Source organism: Orrella dioscoreae, assembly GCF_900089455.2.
In the GTDB taxonomy this organism is placed as follows: Bacteria; Pseudomonadota; Gammaproteobacteria; order Burkholderiales; family Burkholderiaceae_B; genus Orrella; species Orrella dioscoreae.
The window spans coordinates 146,812-163,585 of record NZ_LT907988.1; the positions used below are offsets into that span (position 1 = coordinate 146,812).

Here is a 16,774-nt window from a genome sequence, read left to right on the forward strand (position 1 = left end):
CGCCATTGATCAGCTCGGATGCGCTCCCCACACTGTGGCGTGTCAGCCAACAGATAAGGAGCATATTCATGAAGGTACTCGTCGTCGGCGCCAGCGGACTGATCGGGAAGGCGGTAGTCCAAGACCTGGAAAGGGATCACGAGGTGATCCAGGCCAGTCATCGCCGAAGCACGTTGTCCGTCGACATCAAGGATGCGCACAGCGTGCAAGCGCTGTTCGAATCGGTAGGGAAGGTGGATGCGATCATCGCCACCACGGGAAACGTCCACTTCGGCGCGCTGCAAACCCTGCGCGCGGAAGACTTCGCACAAGGCCTGCTGGACAAGCTGCTGGGCCAGGTGCGGTTGACGCTGATCGGCCAGCATTATCTGAACGAAGGAGGTTCGATTACGCTGACCACCGGCATCCTCTCGGATGAGCCTATCCGGGACGGCACCAACGCCGCAGCGGTCAACGCCGGTCTGGAGGGATTTGTGCGCGCAGCGGCGCTGGCGTTGTCAGGCCGGCGTATCAACGTCGTCAGTCCTACCGTCCTGACGGAGGCCTTGGAACACTATGCCAACAGTTTTCCCGGTTTCGACAGCGTGCCAGCGTGGAAAGTGGCTGCGGCTTATCGCCGAAGCGTCGAGGGAATACAGACTGGCAGGGTCTATCGCGTCGGCTGGGTGCGCGACGCGCGATGAGCAATGCCGCCGCAAGCCATTGATTTATATAGATAATTTATAAGTTTCAACGACTTCACGTGACAACGCCCCGGCCTGAAAGGCGCGGGGCGTTGTCGGGCCAGTACAGGCTGGCCTGACGGGAAAAACGGGATTTCCCGACTTACAGAGGACGGATGTCCTCAGCTTGAGGGCCCTTGGGGCCATCCTTCACTTCGAATTCGACGGCCTGGCCTTCGTTCAGGCTGCGGTAGCCACGGCCCTGGATGGCCGAGAAGTGCGCGAAGACGTCAGTGCCGCCCGCGTCGGGGGTAATGAAACCGAAACCCTTCTCGGCGTTGAACCACTTAACTTTGCCCGTTTGAGCCATGATCGGAAACGTCCATATAGAAAACAGGGAGTGCATTGAACCAAGGTCGCTGAATTCCTACTGGACATCTGCTTCCGGATACCGCGAAGGGCAAGGGGTAAAGCGAGAGGGCCGACAGAGGGGTCTTGCGCACAGCTTGATTACAACCGCGAAATGCAGCATACCGACGGCCGGCAAAATATTCATATCGGCGTTTTCCCGAATGTCGTATTTGTGCGTGCCAAACCGCGCCAATTAAGGCTTTTCCGCGGACTTTTTGCGCGAAACCAAACGATACAAAGGCCCCGTCACCAGCACCACGAAAACCATCCGCGTGACGTGAAACGCGGTGACGACCGGCACGCCCAATTGCAGCACCTTTGCGGTGATCGCCATCTCGGCGATGCCACCGGGTGTCGTGCCCAGGATCAGCGTCGGTAGCGGGACGTCCGTGAAGAGGACGAGCAGGCACGCGAACCCCGCTGCCAGCAGCAAGGAAAGCACGGTATAGAGCGCCGCCGTCAGGACCAGGCTTGGCGCGCCGCGGAAGAAGCCCGGCCGATAGCGGTCGCCCAAGGACCAGCCGATGAGCAGTTGCCCGCCTGCCGTCACCACGGCGGGAAGCGCCGACAGCGACACGTCCTGCGTGGTGAGCCCCATGGCCACGGCCAGCGGCCCAAGTATCCAGGGCGCAGGCAGCTTGCGCCAGGCGAACAGGAATGCGCTGGCGCACGTCAATGCGACCAGCAGGAACAATCCCGGCGGGTCCACCCGTGCAGTGCCCGGCAAGGAGGGATCCAGGCCCGCCACGCCCCAGGCCTGGAACAGGAAGGGCACGATCATAACCACGAGCAGAATGCGCACGCTGTGTGCCGTGGCGACGCGTTCGAGGTTCGCGCCATGGCGCTCGGCCAGGGTCGTCATCTCGCTGGCGCCGCCTATCGCACAGGAGAACCAGGCGGTCTGGAAATCCACCTTGGCGAAGCGCTGCATCAGGATGGCGCCCAGGCCGCACAGCAGCACCGGAAACACCATGCCCGCCACGATGGCCGGCGCATGGTCCACGACATGTCCCACGACCTGTGGCGTGAAATACAGGCCCAGGGACGTCCCGATGACCCATTGGCCCGCGTTGCGCAGCGGGGCAGGGCAGACCGTCTGCATGCCGCGGATGCGCGTGGCCGCGGTCGCCAGCAAGGGGCCCAGCATCCACGGCAACGGCAGGTCCAGGTGCACGGCGAGCAGCGCGCCGGCCAACGCAATCAGGAATCCGGCAAAAAGGCGCAAGGGCATCATGGACGGCTGGGGCGGCATTCGCGCGTAAAGTGCGTATTATCCTTCGCACGCTGGCATTTGCCTTCCACGCCAACCCCTTAACTCCGCCCGCTGCCTTTCCTGCGGCACGCAAGCACACAATGATCGAATCCAAGCTCCCCGACGTCGGCACCACCATCTTCACGGTCATGAGCAAGCTGGCCGCCGACACCGGCGCCATCAACCTGGGCCAGGGCTTTCCTGACTTCAACGCCGACCCCGCACTGCTGGACCTGGTCAGCCAGGCCATGGCGCAAGGCCATAACCAGTATCCCTACATGCCCGGCATCGCGCCGCTGCGCGCGGCGATCTCGGACAAGGTGGCCTCCCTTTATGGACGGCGCTACGACGCGGATAGCGAGATCACGGTGACCAGCGGCGCCACCGAAGCCCTGATGGCGACGGTGCTGTGCGCGGTCCAGGCTGGCGACGAAGTGGTCGTGATCGAACCCTGCTACGACTCCTACCTGCCTTCCATCCGCCTGGCGGGCGGCGTGGCCGTGCCGGTGCCGCTGCGCGCGCCGACGCAAGCCGATCCGTACTACCGCGTCGACTGGCAGAAGGTGCGCGATGCGATCACGCCGCGCACGCGCCTGCTGATGCTGAACTTCCCGCACAACCCCACCGGCGCGGTGCTGACGCAGGCCGACCTGGACACGCTGGAAGACATCGTGCGCGACACGCGCGTGCTGCTCTCGTCGGACGAAGTCTATGAACACATCGTGTTCGATGGCCAGCCGCACGTCAGCCTGGCAAGCCGCCCTGCGCTGGCCGAGCGCGCCTTCGTGATCTCGTCTTTCGGCAAGACGTATCACACCACCGGCTGGAAGATAGGCTATTGCTGCGCCCCCAAGGCCCTGTCGGCCGAGCTGCGCAAGGTGCACCAGTTCATGGTCTTCACGGTGGCCTCGCCGATGCAGCATGCGCTGGCCACCTATATGCAGGATGCCTCGCATGCCGCGAACCTGCCCGCGTTCTACCAGGCCAAGCGCGACCGCCTGGCGCGCGGACTTGCCGCCACGAAATTCAAGGCATTGCCATGCCCTGGCACCTTCTTCATGCTGGCCGACTATGGCGCGATCTCGGACCTGCCCGAGGCCGAATTCTCGCGCTGGCTGACGCTGGAACACGGCGTGGCCGTCATTCCCGTGTCGGCGTTCTATCGCCAGCCTGCCGCCCCCGCTTCCAACCACCAGATCGTGCGCTTCTGCTTCGCCAAGCAGGACGCGACCCTGGACGAGGCCATCCGGCGCCTGCAGTCGGTCTGAACGCCTGCCGGGCCCATCCATCCGGTGTCCGGCGGGCCAAGGAAGAAGGGCGCGGCTGTTGGCCACGCCCTTCTTCTTTTCCGCCTACCCCGACAGGCGAAAGCAGATCACTCGTCCTGCTCGCCCGCCTTCGTCCCGCGGCGCTTGCGGATCAGGCGACGATACGCAATGGGCAGGATCACCACGGCCAACGCCGCGATCCACAAGCCCTTGGCCACGCCGCTGTGGAACAGGATGCCGATTTCGCCGTTCGTGATGGACAAGGCACGGCGCAGGTTCTGCTCCATCATCGTGCCCAGCACCACGCCCAGGATCATCGGCGCCATCGGCACATTCAGCTTGCGCAGGAAGTAGCCCAGCGCGCCGATGATGACGACCAGCACCAGGTCGAACGTCGTCGCGTTGATGGCATACACACCGATGAAGCTGATGGCCAGCACGCCCGGCACTAGCAGCCAGGATGGGATGGACAGCATCGAGGCGAACACGCGCACCATCGGCACGTTCATGACGAACAGCATGACGTTGGCGACGAAGAGCGACGCGATCAGGCCCCACACCAGCTGCGGTTGCGCATCGAACAGCACCGGACCCGGCGTGATGTTGTAGAGCGTCAGGGCGCCCATCATCACGGCGGTGGTGCCCGAGCCCGGCACGCCCAGCGTCAGCATGGGAATGAACGATCCGGTTGCCGCGCTGTTGTTGGCGGCTTCGGGCGCCGCCAGGCCACGCATGTCACCCTTGCCGAACTTCGCTTCGGGGTCCTTGCCTTCGATGTAGCGCTTTTCGTTGGCATAGGCCACGGCCGACGCCACGCTGGCGCCTGCACCCGGCAACACGCCGAGGAAAAACCCGAGGAAACCGCCACGCAAGGTGCTGCCGTTGGTGAACTTCAATTCCTTGAAGTTGAAGAGCTTGCGGCCGCTGACCGGCACCTCGATGGAATGGCCAGACAGCACCTTCTCCAGCATCTGCAGCATCTCGCCTACGGCGAAGAGGCCGATCACCACCACCACGAAATCGATGCCGTCAGCCAGGTGCGGAATGTCGAAGGCATAGCGGTAGACACCCGAGTTCGCATCCACGCCCACCGTCGAAATGGCAAGACCGATCATCGCCGCCAACACGCCCTTGACGGGTTGATCCCCCAGCAGGCTGGTCAGCGCGCAAAAGGCAAAGACCATCAGCACGAAGTACTCGGCGGGACCGAAAGCCAGGGCCCAGTTGGCCAGCAACGGCGCCAACAGGATGATGCCCAGCGTCGCGATCAGCGAGCCGATGAACGACGACCAGGCTGAGAGCGACAGCGCCACGCTGGCAAGGCCCTGGCGCGCCAGGGGATAGCCATCGAGCGTGGTCATGACCGCCGCTGCCTCGCCGGGCACGTTGATCAGGATGGACGTGATGCGCCCGCCATATTCGGCGCCCACGTACACCGCGGCAAGCAGGATCAGCGCGGTTTCAGGCGGCAGGTTCATCGCGAAGGCGATGGGGATCAGCATGGCCACGCCATTGATGGGACCCAGGCCCGGCAGCACGCCGACGATGGTGCCGAAGAACGAACCGAGAGCCGCCACCAGCAGGTTCATGGGCGTGAAGGCCACGCCGAAACCCAGGGCGAGTTGGTCGAGAATGCCGCTCATAGCAGTCCTCCCAGGAGGCCGGTGGGCAGCACCACATCCAGCGCACGGTCAAAGAGAAAGAAGAAGCCCACGGACATGACCACGCCACCGATCGCGCTCTTGAGCCAGGTGCCGCCGAAGAGACGGCCGACCAGGATGGTCATGGCAGCGGTGGCTATCACGAAACCCAGCCACTGGAAAAGGAAGGCATAGCCGGCCACCAGTCCCACCATGATGCCGATGCGCGCGTTGGCCCCGGGCGGGTTGGGTTCGGCGGGATTGCCGCCCTTGATGATCAGGCGCACGCCACAGAGCGCGATGATCAATGCGACGAGCAAGGGGAAGGCCTTCGGCCCCACGGGCTCGTAGGCGAAGGGCGCTTCCAGGTCGTAGCCATGCCACGTGAGGAAGGCCGCGAGCACCAGCGCGGCAATCCCTAGAGTCCTGTCGTTCAGTGCCATGGCACCCTCTCAGTCTGGACGATGTTGATGGAAAGACACCCGCTGAGGCCATGCAGGGACGCAGGACGGCCGCAAGGCCAGGGGCCGCGCGGCGACTGTGATCTGCGATGACGTCGGCGTGAAGAAAAAACCCGCCTGCGCCGGGGAGACATCGGAACAGGCGGGGGAGTGCGGCGGCGGCGCCCCGCGTCTTACTTCTTGATCAGGCCGAAGGACTCCGCCTGCTGTGCGTAGGCCTTGACGCGTTCCTTCACGTAGGCGTCCAGCTCCTGGCCCACCATGTTCATGGGGAACAGGCCCTGTTGCTGTTGCAGCTTCTCGAAGCCGGGCGAGGCCATGGCTTTCTGGAAGGCTTCGACCCACCACTGGTAGTCCGCGTCCGAGACCTTGGGGCCGACGTAGTAGCCGCGGATGATGGGCCAGTTGATGTCGTAGCCCTGTTCGGCGGCGGTGGGGATATCGGCCAGCTTGCCCGGCAGGCGCTTGTCGTTGTAGACGGCCAGCACGCGGATGGGTGCGCCGCCTTCCAGCATGGTCATGGCCTCGGCGGCATCGCCCATGTAGGCCTGGATGTGGCCGCCACGCAAGGCGGTGATGGCTTCGCCACCCCCTTCGAACGCCACGAAACGCATCTTCTTGTAGTCGACGCCAGCCGCCTTGGCGGTCAGCGCGGCCTTCATCCAGTCCTGGCTGCCGACCGAACCGCCAGCGCCCAGCACGATCTTGGTGGGATCCTGCTTGAAGGCCTCCATCAGGCTCTTCAGGTCCTTGTGCGGCGAGTCATTGCGCACGACCGCCACGCCGTAATCGGTGCCGACCGCGGCCAGCCAGCGCACGTCGTCCACGCCGTACTTGCCGAACTTGCCCTGCGCGAGATTCAGCAGCGAGCCGCCCGAGAACGCGACGATGGAGCCGGCTTCCGCGGGGCGCTGGGCCACGATGTTGTTGTAGGCCACCGCGCCGATGCCGCCGGGCATGTACACGATGCGCAGCGGGCTTTTCAGCGCGCCGGATTCCTTCAGGGCGGACTGCGCCAGACGGCAGGTCAGGTCGAAGCCGCCGCCAGGCTGGGCGGGCGCAATGCACTCGGGACGTTGCGGCTCGGCGTGCGCGGGCACGGCAGCCACGCCCAGGGCCAGCAGGCTGGCAGCCACGGCCGCGCGGGCCTTCGGGAAGGAAATGGGGGTCATGTCAGTCTCCATGTTCTTATGCACCGGCGATCGTGCGCCGCCGCGCTGGAATCATGCCGGGTGACGGCATGCTGGCGACAAGGTACGAAACCGCGCCTTTCCGCTACCTTTCAATTCGCGGATTATTTGCGCAAATCCAGGGATAACCCCTAGCTGCGTGACAGCGTCACGAGGCCACGCGCCGGAAGACCCAGCTGACGTGCAAGCCCGGACCCGGTTGCGCGGCCTGCAAGGCAAGACGGGCGCGATGCAGGTCGGAGATCGTGCGCACGATCGCGAGCCCCAGACCCGCGCCAGGCTTGCCTTTGCCGGCCTGGCCGCGGCGAAAGCGCACCCCTGCGCGCGCGATGTCCTCCTCGCTCATGCCCGGCCCGGTGTCGATGACACCGACCTCCACCAGGTGCGTGCTGGCCGACAGGGTGATGCTGACAGTCCCCTCGATGGGGCTATAGCGGATGGCGTTGTCCACCAGGTTCATGAGCGCTTCGCGCAACAGCCATTCCACGCCATAGATCCGCATGCTGTCCGGCCCGTCATCCAGGCCATAGTCCAGCCGCTTGGCGCGTGCCGCGGGCAAGAGGGTACGCAGCACGCCGTGCGCAAGTTCACGCAGGTCCACGGTCTCGAAATCGAGGGCATGGCGCGCAACGCCGGCGTCCCGGGCACGCGCCAGCGCGAGCATCTGGTTGGTCATGCGCTCGGCGCGATCGAGCCCTTCCTGCATGGCATGCAGCGCAGCCCGCAACTCGTCGGGATCCGATTCGCGCATGGCATAACCCAGCTGGGTCCGCAGGATGGACAAGGGGGTGCGCAACTGGTGCGAGGCATCGTCCAGGAATTGCCGCTGTGCCTGTGTCTGCGCCTCGTGGCGCGCCATGTGCTGGTTCAGCGCGTCGACCAGGGGCAGGACTTCGTCCGGCAATTCGTCGGACTCGATCGGCCGAAGATCATCGGGATCACGCCGCTGCAGCCCGTCGCGCAGGCGTCCCAGGGGTCGCAAGGAAATGATGACGCCCGCCACCAGAACCAGGACGCTGATGATCATGCCGACCACGTCGCGCTCGATGGACCGCCGCAGCATGGCATTGATGAAGACCCGCCGGGTTTCCAGGCTTTCCGCCACCTGCACGACCAGGCGGCCATGTCCGCTGGCCAGCGGCGGATCCACGTCGCGCAACAGGATGGCGACGCGTACCGGTTCTTCCTGGAAGACCGCTTCATAGAACATGGGCGTGCCCGGGGAGGGCAGGACATCTGGCAAGGGCAATGCCGGACTGCCGATCTCGGCGAGACCGTCTTCGGTGGCCACCCGGTAATGCACCCGGCCGTTGGCGGTCAGCTCGAAGAACTCCAGCATCAGATAGGGCTGTTCCATCGACAGGCCGCCTGACGCGGTGGAGATATTCAGGTCGATGGCCCGCAAGGCACCCGCCAGGGAGCGGTCATAGGCGGCATCGACCTGCTCCTTCAGCATGCGATTGGACAGCCACAGCGCGCCGATCATGACGAGCACCAGGACAGGGACCATCCACGACAGCAGCGTGACCTTCAGGCTGCGCGGCGACAGCGGCCTACGCATCGGCGGCGGGCAGGGCGGAGGGCGTGACTTCCCCGGCCACGGTTTCCAGGTAATAGCCCATGCCGCGCAGCGTCACGATCTGCACGCCGGCGCCTGCCAATTTCTTGCGCAATCGGTGGACCAGCACTTCGATGGCTTCGTGGTTGACGTCGCTGTCCTGGGAAAACACCCGTTCCAGGATCTGCTGCTTGTTCACCGGTTCTCCCGTGCGTTGGATGAACACGCGCAGCACGGCATGTTCGCGGGGAGACAGGGCGAAGGGTTGTCCATGCAAGGTAAAGCGCTGGGAGGCCGTATCGAGCACCAGGGCGCCGCAAGCAAGCCGGGGGTGCTCCCTCCCCCTGCTGCGCCGGATTAAAGCCGTCAGGCGGGCTTCCAGCTCTTCTACGCGGAAAGGTTTGGGGAGGAAGTCATCCGCGCCTTCATGAAGCGTATCGACCCGATCCGCCAGCGAATCGCGGGCGGTCAGGACGAGAACGGGGGTCCGGTCGTCCCGCGCGCGCAAGCGCGCCAGCAAGGTGCGTCCATCCAGGGTGGGCAGGCCCAGGTCCAGCACGATGGCGTCGAATTCCTCCATGGCGAGCCGTTTGTCTGCCAGGAGTCCATCGTCGGCCCATTCCACGACGAAGCCTGCCTGACGGGCCAGGGCGCGCGAGACCCAACGGGCCAATTCGGGTTCGTCTTCGACTAGGAGTATTCGCATGGATCTGGATGGGAAGGAGAGACGGGGTGGTCTTTACTTAATATCTTTTATATACAACTAATGGTAGATAAGATGCCCTGTGGATAACTCGAACTACCTGGAAAATTTTTTCAAAAACAAGAAGTTGGCACGTTTTTTCGGTGTGAAGAAACCGTGTTTTGAACGGGGGATGAAGTTGAACAAAGTTTGAGGGACACCTGCCATCCCCGGGTTGTCCAGAAAGCCCGCACAGCTTCTGCACATATCGGCTCCATAGAGGTTATCCACAGGCGCTGAGGAGCGATGGCAGTTTGATCCGATCAAATTATGCGCAGACAGGGTTGGAACAGGGGAGTAGGCCGTCAGGCCAAAGACTCAGGTCCGGACGGACTTTTTTCTTTTCCCTTGTTCCTTGTTCATTTCTTTATATATACAACTGATGGTAATGGATAAGGGATGTGCATAAGTGGCACAAGCCTGAATAGGTTTTTGAAATCAATGGTTTGAAAAGGATTTTCGCTGTTGATCACCCCTGTGTGCCGCTGTACGCGAAAGTGGATAGTCTGGAAGCGGCGCTGGACGGCCCTGTGTTGTCCCCAAACGATCCACAGCTTGTCCACACCCCCGCTCCATGGAGGATATCCACAGGGCGGTCGGGCCCGATGGGGAAAACCGCCTTGCCCACGCGTTTGCTGCCCCGGGTGGCGGCAGGCAGAATGGCCAGCAACGGCTGTTTTTGGAACAAGCGCCAATCGGTGCTGAAGGATGAGATGGCGATGGCGGCTCTCGATACCCTGGAAACGTTGTGGCGCCTTGCCGGCTTGCCGGCCGAGGGGCTCGCGCCGGTGCAACTGCCCGGGCGGGACCCCGTCTTCCCCTCGTCCTTTCCCGTGGGCCTGGCGGCCCAGGTCACGACGGCTGCCGCAGCCCTGGCAGCCTGCGAATTGGCGCATCTGCGCGGCACGCCCCGGCAGCAGGTGACCGTGCAGGCCCGGCAGGCTGCAATCGAGTGCACGGGCTGGTTCCTGCTGGACGGCAAGGAGCCGGAGTACTGGGATCCCATCACCGGCCTGTACGAGACCGCGGACGGGCATGTGCGTATCCATGCGAATTTCGCGCATCATCGCGACGGTGCCTTGCGCTTGCTGGGACTGGATGTGGCCCATGCCAGCCGCGACACTGTCCAGCAGGCCTTGCGTGGCTGGCGCGCCATCGACTTCGAGACTGCCGCGGCGGCGCGGGGATTGGTCGTGACGGCATTGCGCAGCTTTGCGCAATGGGATGGCAGTCCCCAGGGACGGGCGGTGGCGGCCCAGCCTGTCATGACGTTCACGCGACTGGACGATGCGCCGCCTCTTGCCCTGCCGGCACTGGATGCAGCGGCGCGTCCCCTGTCCGGGGTGCGTGTGCTGGATCTGACGCGCATCCTGGCCGGCCCGATGGGCGGACGGGCGCTGGCCTCGCACGGCGCCGATGTCATGCTGGTGAATTCCCCGACGCTGCCGAACATCGGCGCCATCGTCGACACCAGCCGTGGCAAGCGATCCGCCCTGGTCGACCTGGACACGGCGGCGGGGCGCGATGCCTTGTGGTCGCTGGTGGATGGCGCCCATGTGTTCTCACAGGGCTACCGGCCCGGCAGCCTGGCAGCCAAGGGCTTTTCCCCCCGGGCCCTGGCCGCGCGCCGTCCGGGCCTGGTGATGGTGTCCTTGAGCGCATACGGCACGAAAGGCCCGTGGGCCGGCCGGCGCGGATTCGATTCCCTGCTGCAGACCGCCATGGGCTTCAACCATGCCGAGGGCGAGGCGGCTGGTGATGGCAAGCCGCGCGCCATGCCCATGCAGATCCTGGATCAGGCGACGGGGTTCCTGATGGCGTTCGGCGCGGCGGCGGCCTTGTGGCGCCAGCAATCCGAAGGCGGCAGCTGGCTGGTGGAGGTGTCCCTGGCCCAGACCGCGCAGTGGCTGCGAGGCCTGGGCAGGGTGGACGATGGCCTGGCGTGCCCGCGCCCGGATGTGAATGCTTGCTTGCAGGATTACCCCTGCGGCTATGGCGCGTTGCGGGCGCTGCCGCCCGCGGCCGAGCTGGCCCGGACGCCTGCGGGCTATGTTCGCGCATCGGTGCCGCCGGGGACCGATGCGCCAAGCTGGTAGCGTCGGCCGGGAAATGCTGGAGATTCCATTTCCGTGACGCTCGGGTGTCATGGCGGCGTCATTCAGTATCGACATACTGCGCACCTTTCCGAAAAGGCAGAACTCAAGTTCTGAAAGATGCGCTTAGTCATGAAAATATCCCTTTCCCTGGCCACGTTGCCGCGGACCCTCCTGTCGGTTCTGCTGGCGAGCAGCCTGTTGGCCGCTTGCGGGAGCAGCGACGACGACGCCCCGCCCGCCGAGACCCCCCCGCCGGTGACCGACCCCGGCACGCCGCCCACGCCAGAGCCGGAGCCCCCGGTGGTGACGGGCGCCTGGAGCAAGGGTGACCTGCACGTCCACACCTACCAGTCCGACGACGCCCAGGTGAGCCTGGAGCACGTGCTGGACCAGGCCTTCGACCGCTACAAGCTGGATTGGGCGGCAATCTCGAACCACCTGCGCCTGTCTCGCCGCGATCACACGGGGGCTGACCTGCCCGCGTCGATCCCGTTCTCGCAAGGAATGGCCGACTACGAAGTGCCGTTCATCCGCCAGATGCAGGAAGCGGGCCGTTACGCCGGCAAGACCATTTTCACTTCCTTCGAATGGGACATGCCCACGCATGACCACGTGAACGTCGGCATCGGCGTGAACGATCCCATGTCGCCCGCGGCGCTGCAGGCAGTGGCGGAATTCGAGTACCTGTTCACGAACCGTGACCCCAATCTGTTCGACCCCGCGCTGGTGTCGCGCCTGTCCGGGGAAACGCGAGCCTATGCGACGCACGAGGATTCCCTGGCTGCGCTGCGGTGGCTGCGCGACAAGCATCCGGGCGACAGCTACATGCTGCTGAACCACCCCTCGCGCTACATGGGCAAGTACACGGCGGGCCAGATCCGTGACATGCACGACCTGGCGCCCGAGGTGTTCTTCACCATCGAAGGCATGGTCGGCAACCAGATGGAGCCGGACCGCGGCGGCTATGCCGAGGCCTACATCCCCGCCAATCTCGGGTCGCGCACGTATGGCGGCACGGACTACCTCGTCGCGAAGCTGGGCGGCACGTGGGACGCGCTGCTGGGCGAGGGCCGCCGCATCTGGACGGTGGCCGATTCGGACTATCACTTCCGCACCGCGCAGGGCCAGTTCAGCAGCGGCTATGCGCCCGGCGAGTACAGCAAGACCTACGTCTGGAAGGACGGCGATGACATGGCCGCGGTGATGGCAGGCTTGCGCAGCGGCCGCGTCTATGGCGTGTTCGGCGACCTGATCGATCACCTGGATTTCTCGGCGCAGGGCGCGGCGGGCACGGTGCACATGGGGGGCGAGCTGGTGGCCGCCAAGGACGAGGAAGTGGAAGTGACCATCCGCTTCCGCAGCCCGGAAACCAACAACTATGAGTATCCCTTCGACAGCGGCAATCCCACCTACACGAAGCCCACGGTCAACCACGTGGATCTCATCGTGGGCGACGTGACGGGCAAGGCGCAAGCCGGAACTCCCGCGTACGACGCGGACACGAATCCTTCCACCAAGGTGCTGGCGCGCTTCACGAAGGACGACTGGACCGTGGACGAAGCGGGCTACAACGTCATCACCTATCGCGTGACCGCGACGCACAGCCAGTACCTGCGCCTGCGCGGCACGAACCTGGGCATCGACGTGGCCAACGAGACCGCCGATGGCGAGCCGCTGCCCGACGAGAAGATCGACTTCGCCGACAACGCGAATCGCTTCAATGCGATCAACGCGCGCAACTACAACGACCTGTGGTTCTATTCGAACCCGGTGTTCGTGACGGTCGCAGACTGAGCCTGGAGCGCAGGCAGGGGTCTCGCGTACTATCGACGGCAAGCCATGCCACGGACATGGCCAACCCGGATGGAGACCGAGACCCCATGTTCGCCGAGTTCCTGTTGTATGCGGTGCTGATCGGCATCGGCGCCACTGCCTTGTTCGACCTCTGGTCGTGGCTGCTGAAGGTCGCCGTGGGCATACCCCTGCCGAACTGGGCGATGACGGGCCGCTGGTTCGCGCATCTGCCGCGCGGATGTGTCATGCACCGCGAGGGCATCGGCAAGTCTCCCCGCGTGGAAGGCGAACTTGCCATCGGCTGGCTCATGCATTACGTCACGGGCATCGTGTTCGCGGCGGCGCTGTTGCTGGTCTGGGGCGTGGCATGGGCGCGCCTGCCCACGCTGGGCCCGGCATTGGCGGTGGGCTGGATCACGATCGCTTGCGGCTGGTTCATCCTGCAGCCGGCATTGGGCCTGGGCGTGGCGGCCTCGCGCACGCCGAACCCCGCCAAGGCACGCGTGCTGAACATCCTGGGCCACACCGTGTTCGGCCTGGGCCTGTATGAAACCGCGCTGCTGGTGGACGTTCTGCGCGTTGGCGCCTGATGCCCTGGTTCAGCCTGCGGGCAGCGTTGCCCGCAGCCGGGCCGCGTAATCCTGCAGGACATCCGCAGGCGGCTCCTTGCGCGGCCACGACAGGGCGATGCCGTCGTCCGCATGGCGCGGCACCACGTGCAAGTGGAAATGCATGACCGTCTGGTCGCCTTCGCGGCCGTTGGCCTGCAGGATCGTCAAGCCTGGCGGCGCGAAGGCGTCGCGCACGGCAAGCGCCACGCGTTGCGCCATCTTCAGCGCCGCCCCTGCTTCCGCGGGCGTGACGTCGTAAAGGTTCTCCGCGTGCCGGCGCGTGGCCACCAGCACGTGGCCCGGATTGACCTGGCCCAGGTCCATGAAGGCGATGGTGAGCGCATCCTCGGCGACGCGCGCGGCAGGAATCTCACCCGCCACCAGGCGGCAGAAAATGCAATGGCCGGGCGGCGAGGGGTCGACGAACTTGGGCATGTGTCAGTCTCCGCTTGGAATTCTTGTTGTGCTTGCATTGTGCCTCTGGAATTCTGAACGCGCACCTTGGGGCGGGTGCCTGGTGCGGACGCGTGATGAAGCCGCAAGACGCGGGTGTTAAAATGCCGCGCTTGTCGCATGGGGCGTGCCTGACGCCGGCATGGGACGAGCCGCCCGTCCGCAATGCGTGCTCGACCCGCATCCGCCGGCCCGTTATTCCCATTTTCAGCCCGCACCCTTCACCAGCATGACGACGCCTGCCACGCCCGATACCCTCGCCCAATCCTTCTTCCAGCTCTCGCTCGACACGGGCGTGCTCAAGTTCGGCGAATTCAAGACCAAGGCCGGGCGCCTGTCTCCGTATTTCTTCAATGCCGGCCTGTTCAACGACGGCGCCACGCTGGGCCGCCTGGCCGAGTTCTATGCGCGCCGCCTGATCGACAGCGGCCTGCAGTTCGACATGCTGTTCGGGCCCGCCTACAAGGGCATCGCACTGGCCGCCGCCGTCTCCATCGAGCTGGCACGCCTGGGCCACAACAAACCGTATGCCTACAACCGCAAGGAAGCCAAGGATCATGGCGAGGGTGGCACGCTGGTGGGCGCTCCCGTGGCAGGACGCGTGCTGATCATCGATGACGTGATCTCGGCCGGCACCTCGGTGCGCGAATCCATCGCCCTGATCCGTGCCGCGGGCGCCACGCCTTGCGGCGTGGTGATCGCGCTGGACCGCCAGGAGCGGGCGCACGAAAACGGCGTGGACACGCCGCACTCGGCCGTGCAGTTCGTGCGCGACACGCTGGGCCTGAGCGTGGTGTCCATCGCCACGCTGTCGGACCTGCTGGACTACCTGCGCGCCCAAGGCGGCGCCGGCATCGGAGAGCACTATGCCAAGGTCTCCGCGTATCGCGAACGTTATGGCGTGCAAGCGGCCTGACGCCCGGCATCGATCCTGCAAGTAAAAACGGGACGCCACTGGCGTCCCGTTTTGCTTGCCGGTTGCCCGGCCTTCCCACATCAGGCGCGGATCAGACCGCCATGACCGAAACGGTCTTGATGTTGAGGTAGGCCTCGACCGCTTCCGGACCGCCTTCCGAACCGTAGCCCGAATCCTTCACGCCGCCGAAAGGCAGCTCGGGCGTGGGGGCGGCGGGCTGGTTCACCCACAGCATGCCCACTTCGATGCGGCGGCTGAGCAGGTGCACGTTCTTGATGGAGTTGGTGTAGGCGTAGCCGGCCAGGCCGAAAGGCAGGCGGTTGGCTTCGGCGATGGCGTCTTCCAGTTTGTCGAAGCCACGGATGGCGGCGACCGGACCGAAAGGCTCTTCGTTGAAGATCGACGCCTCCAGCGGCACGTCGGACAGCACCGTGGGGGCGAAGAAGTTGCCGTCGCGCTGGACGGCCTCGCCGCCGGTGGCAAGCTTGGCGCCCTTCTTCTGCGCGTCCTGCACCAGCTTCGTGATGGCTTCCACGCGGCGCGTGTTGGCCAGCGGGCCCAGCGTGGTGCCGTCCTGCAGGCCATCGCCCAGCTTCAGGCCTTGGGCGTGCGCGACCAGCGCCTGCGTGAAGGCTTCGCGCACGCTGTTGTGGACCAGGAAGCGCGTGGGCGAGATGCAGACCTGGCCGGCGTTGCGGAACTTCGCGCCGCCGGTGGCCTTGGCGGCCAGCGCCAGGTCGGCGTCCTCGGCCACGATGACGGGGGCGTGGCCGCCCAGCTCCATCGTCACGCGCTTCATGTGCTTGCCGGCCAGCGAGGCCAATTGCTTGCCCACGGGCGTCGAGCCGGTGAAGGTGATCTTGCGGATCACGGGGTGCGGAATGAGGTAGCTGGAGATCTCGGCGGGATCGCCGAACACCAGGCCCACGACGCCCGCGGGCACCCCCGCGTCCACGAAGGCGCGGATCAGCGCGGCAGGCGAGGCAGGGGTTTCTTCGGGCGCCTTCACCAGGAACGAGCAGCCCGCGGCCAGTGCCGCGCCCAGCTTGCGCACGACCTGGTTGATGGGAAAGTTCCAGGGGGTGAACGCGGCGACTGGGCCCACGGGCTCCTTCAGCACCAGTTGCTGCGCGTCGAGGTTGCGCGAGGGCACGATGCGGCCATAGACGCGGCGGCCCTCGTCGGCGAACCATTCGATGATGTCGGCGGCGGCCAGCGTTTCCATGCGGGCTTCGGTAAGCGGCTTGCCTTGTTCCTGCGTGAGCAGCGGCGCGATCTCGTCGGCGCGTTCGCGCACCAGCGCGGCGGCGCGGCGCATGGTGGCGGCGCGTTCGTGCGCGGGGATGTCGCGCCAGGCCTCGAAACCCTTTTGCGCGGCGGCCAGCGCGCGATCCAGGTCGGCGGTGCTGGCGTGGGCGACCTTGCCGATGGCGCGGCCCGTGGCCGGGTTGATCACGTCCAGGGTCTTGCCGCTGGCGGCATCGACCCATTCTCCACCGATGAGCAACTGCGTGTCGGGGTAGGAAACAGTCATGTAGCGATCCTTGGGTTGAACGGAAAAGGGAAAGGACGAAGCGGCGACGCCACGTGCACCCCATGACTGTACTCCCTGGGCGGGGGGCGGGCCATGACGGCGGCCCCGGCGGCAAAAGGGACCCCCACGCCGCGCCTTCGGCTTGCTGCCCCCCGAGGGGGCCGTCTTTTGTCTTGGGACGGCCCG

The 16,774-nt window shown here is 65.3% G+C and carries 15 protein-coding genes; 6 read left to right on the forward strand and 9 right to left on the reverse strand.

The genetic code is table 11. The features are described 5' to 3' along the window. Positions 1-68 precede the first annotated feature (68 nt). Entirely contained in the window at positions 69-683 is a 615-nt protein-coding gene (locus tag ODI_RS00745) for a short chain dehydrogenase (RefSeq protein ID WP_067758370.1), read from the forward strand. A gap of 142 nt (positions 684-825) precedes the next feature. Here ODI_RS00745 and ODI_RS00750 read toward each other — a convergent pair whose 3' ends face one another. Further along, positions 826-1,032 (reverse strand): cold-shock protein, encoded by a 207-nt coding sequence (locus ODI_RS00750; RefSeq protein ID WP_067758460.1) that lies wholly within the window; start codon positions 1,030-1,032, stop codon positions 826-828. Between the two features lie 234 nt (positions 1,033-1,266). After that, entirely contained in the window at positions 1,267-2,307 is a 1,041-nt protein-coding gene (locus ODI_RS00755; protein ID WP_067758464.1) for an AbrB family transcriptional regulator, read from the reverse strand. 119 nt (positions 2,308-2,426) lie between these two features. Between ODI_RS00755 and ODI_RS00760 the strand changes: the two genes are divergently transcribed. Continuing rightward, positions 2,427-3,593, forward strand: coding sequence for a pyridoxal phosphate-dependent aminotransferase (locus tag ODI_RS00760; RefSeq protein WP_067758372.1), 1,167 nt, complete (start codon positions 2,427-2,429; stop codon positions 3,591-3,593). A gap of 107 nt (positions 3,594-3,700) precedes the next feature. On the opposite strand, the gene ODI_RS00765 is transcribed toward ODI_RS00760, so the two are convergent. The 5 genes from ODI_RS00765 to ODI_RS00785 form a co-directional block, all read right to left on the reverse strand. Then, positions 3,701-5,236, reverse strand: coding sequence for a tripartite tricarboxylate transporter permease (locus ODI_RS00765; protein WP_067758374.1), 1,536 nt, complete (start codon positions 5,234-5,236; stop codon positions 3,701-3,703). Then, positions 5,233-5,670: a tripartite tricarboxylate transporter TctB family protein gene (locus ODI_RS00770; protein WP_067758467.1), complete on the reverse strand. Its 438-nt coding sequence runs from the start codon at positions 5,668-5,670 to the stop codon at positions 5,233-5,235. Before ODI_RS00770 ends, ODI_RS00765 begins: the two co-directional genes overlap by 4 nt. Positions 5,671-5,867: 197 nt before the next feature. Then, entirely contained in the window at positions 5,868-6,866 is a 999-nt protein-coding gene (locus tag ODI_RS00775) for a Bug family tripartite tricarboxylate transporter substrate binding protein (RefSeq protein WP_098020806.1), read from the reverse strand. 166 nt (positions 6,867-7,032) lie between these two features. Continuing rightward, on the reverse strand, positions 7,033-8,445 hold the full coding sequence (locus tag ODI_RS00780) for a sensor histidine kinase (protein WP_067758380.1): 1,413 nt from the start codon (positions 8,443-8,445) through the stop codon (positions 7,033-7,035). Next, complete coding sequence (locus tag ODI_RS00785; RefSeq protein WP_067758383.1) at positions 8,438-9,148, reverse strand: response regulator; 711 nt, start codon at positions 9,146-9,148, stop codon at positions 8,438-8,440. The genes ODI_RS00780 and ODI_RS00785 overlap by 8 nt, the downstream gene beginning before the upstream one ends. Positions 9,149-9,903: 755 nt before the next feature. Between ODI_RS00785 and ODI_RS00790 the strand changes: the two genes are divergently transcribed. From ODI_RS00790 to ODI_RS00800, 3 genes are all read left to right on the forward strand, one after another. After that, entirely contained in the window at positions 9,904-11,280 is a 1,377-nt protein-coding gene (locus ODI_RS00790; RefSeq protein ID WP_067758470.1) for a CoA transferase, read from the forward strand. Positions 11,281-11,409: 129 nt separating this feature from the next. Beyond that, a complete protein-coding gene (locus ODI_RS00795; protein WP_173719621.1) occupies positions 11,410-13,074 on the forward strand; it encodes a CehA/McbA family metallohydrolase domain-containing protein in 1,665 nt (554 codons plus the stop codon). An 86-nt stretch (positions 13,075-13,160) separates the two neighbouring features. Further along, complete coding sequence (locus ODI_RS00800) at positions 13,161-13,664, forward strand: DUF2938 domain-containing protein (protein ID WP_067754963.1); 504 nt, start codon at positions 13,161-13,163, stop codon at positions 13,662-13,664. Between the two features lie 9 nt (positions 13,665-13,673). Here ODI_RS00800 and ODI_RS00805 read toward each other — a convergent pair whose 3' ends face one another. Then, a complete protein-coding gene (locus ODI_RS00805; protein ID WP_067754966.1) occupies positions 13,674-14,120 on the reverse strand; it encodes an HIT family protein in 447 nt (148 codons plus the stop codon). 247 nt (positions 14,121-14,367) lie between these two features. Between ODI_RS00805 and pyrE the strand changes: the two genes are divergently transcribed. Beyond that, a complete protein-coding gene (gene pyrE / locus ODI_RS00810) occupies positions 14,368-15,054 on the forward strand; it encodes an orotate phosphoribosyltransferase (protein WP_067755081.1) in 687 nt (228 codons plus the stop codon). 91 nt (positions 15,055-15,145) lie between these two features. Here the strand turns inward: pyrE and ODI_RS00815 are convergent, their stop codons facing one another. After that, positions 15,146-16,588, reverse strand: coding sequence for an NAD-dependent succinate-semialdehyde dehydrogenase (locus ODI_RS00815; RefSeq protein WP_067754969.1), 1,443 nt, complete (start codon positions 16,586-16,588; stop codon positions 15,146-15,148). Positions 16,589-16,774 lie beyond the last annotated feature (186 nt).

What these genes read in the sequence shown, in the direction of transcription:
- ODI_RS00815 (WP_067754969.1), bottom strand. Translation starts at nt 16,588, where the DNA reads ATGACTGTTTCCTACCCCGACACGCAGTTGCTCATCGGTGGAGAATGG.
- ODI_RS00785 (WP_067758383.1), bottom strand. Translation starts at nt 9,148, where the DNA reads ATGCGAATACTCCTAGTCGAAGACGAACCCGAATTGGCCCGTTGGGTC.
- ODI_RS00775 (WP_098020806.1), bottom strand. Translation starts at nt 6,866, where the DNA reads ATGACCCCCATTTCCTTCCCGAAGGCCCGCGCGGCCGTGGCTGCCAGC.
- ODI_RS00800 (WP_067754963.1), top strand. Translation starts at nt 13,161, where the DNA reads ATGTTCGCCGAGTTCCTGTTGTATGCGGTGCTGATCGGCATCGGCGCC.
- ODI_RS00795 (WP_173719621.1), top strand. Translation starts at nt 11,410, where the DNA reads ATGAAAATATCCCTTTCCCTGGCCACGTTGCCGCGGACCCTCCTGTCG.
- pyrE (WP_067755081.1), top strand. Translation starts at nt 14,368, where the DNA reads ATGACGACGCCTGCCACGCCCGATACCCTCGCCCAATCCTTCTTCCAG.
- ODI_RS00805 (WP_067754966.1), bottom strand. Translation starts at nt 14,120, where the DNA reads ATGCCCAAGTTCGTCGACCCCTCGCCGCCCGGCCATTGCATTTTCTGC.
- ODI_RS00765 (WP_067758374.1), bottom strand. Translation starts at nt 5,236, where the DNA reads ATGAGCGGCATTCTCGACCAACTCGCCCTGGGTTTCGGCGTGGCCTTC.
- ODI_RS00760 (WP_067758372.1), top strand. Translation starts at nt 2,427, where the DNA reads ATGATCGAATCCAAGCTCCCCGACGTCGGCACCACCATCTTCACGGTC.
- ODI_RS00780 (WP_067758380.1), bottom strand. Translation starts at nt 8,445, where the DNA reads ATGCGTAGGCCGCTGTCGCCGCGCAGCCTGAAGGTCACGCTGCTGTCG.
- ODI_RS00790 (WP_067758470.1), top strand. Translation starts at nt 9,904, where the DNA reads ATGGCGGCTCTCGATACCCTGGAAACGTTGTGGCGCCTTGCCGGCTTG.
- ODI_RS00750 (WP_067758460.1), bottom strand. Translation starts at nt 1,032, where the DNA reads ATGGCTCAAACGGGCAAAGTTAAGTGGTTCAACGCCGAGAAGGGTTTC.
- ODI_RS00745 (WP_067758370.1), top strand. Translation starts at nt 69, where the DNA reads ATGAAGGTACTCGTCGTCGGCGCCAGCGGACTGATCGGGAAGGCGGTA.
- ODI_RS00755 (WP_067758464.1), bottom strand. Translation starts at nt 2,307, where the DNA reads ATGATGCCCTTGCGCCTTTTTGCCGGATTCCTGATTGCGTTGGCCGGC.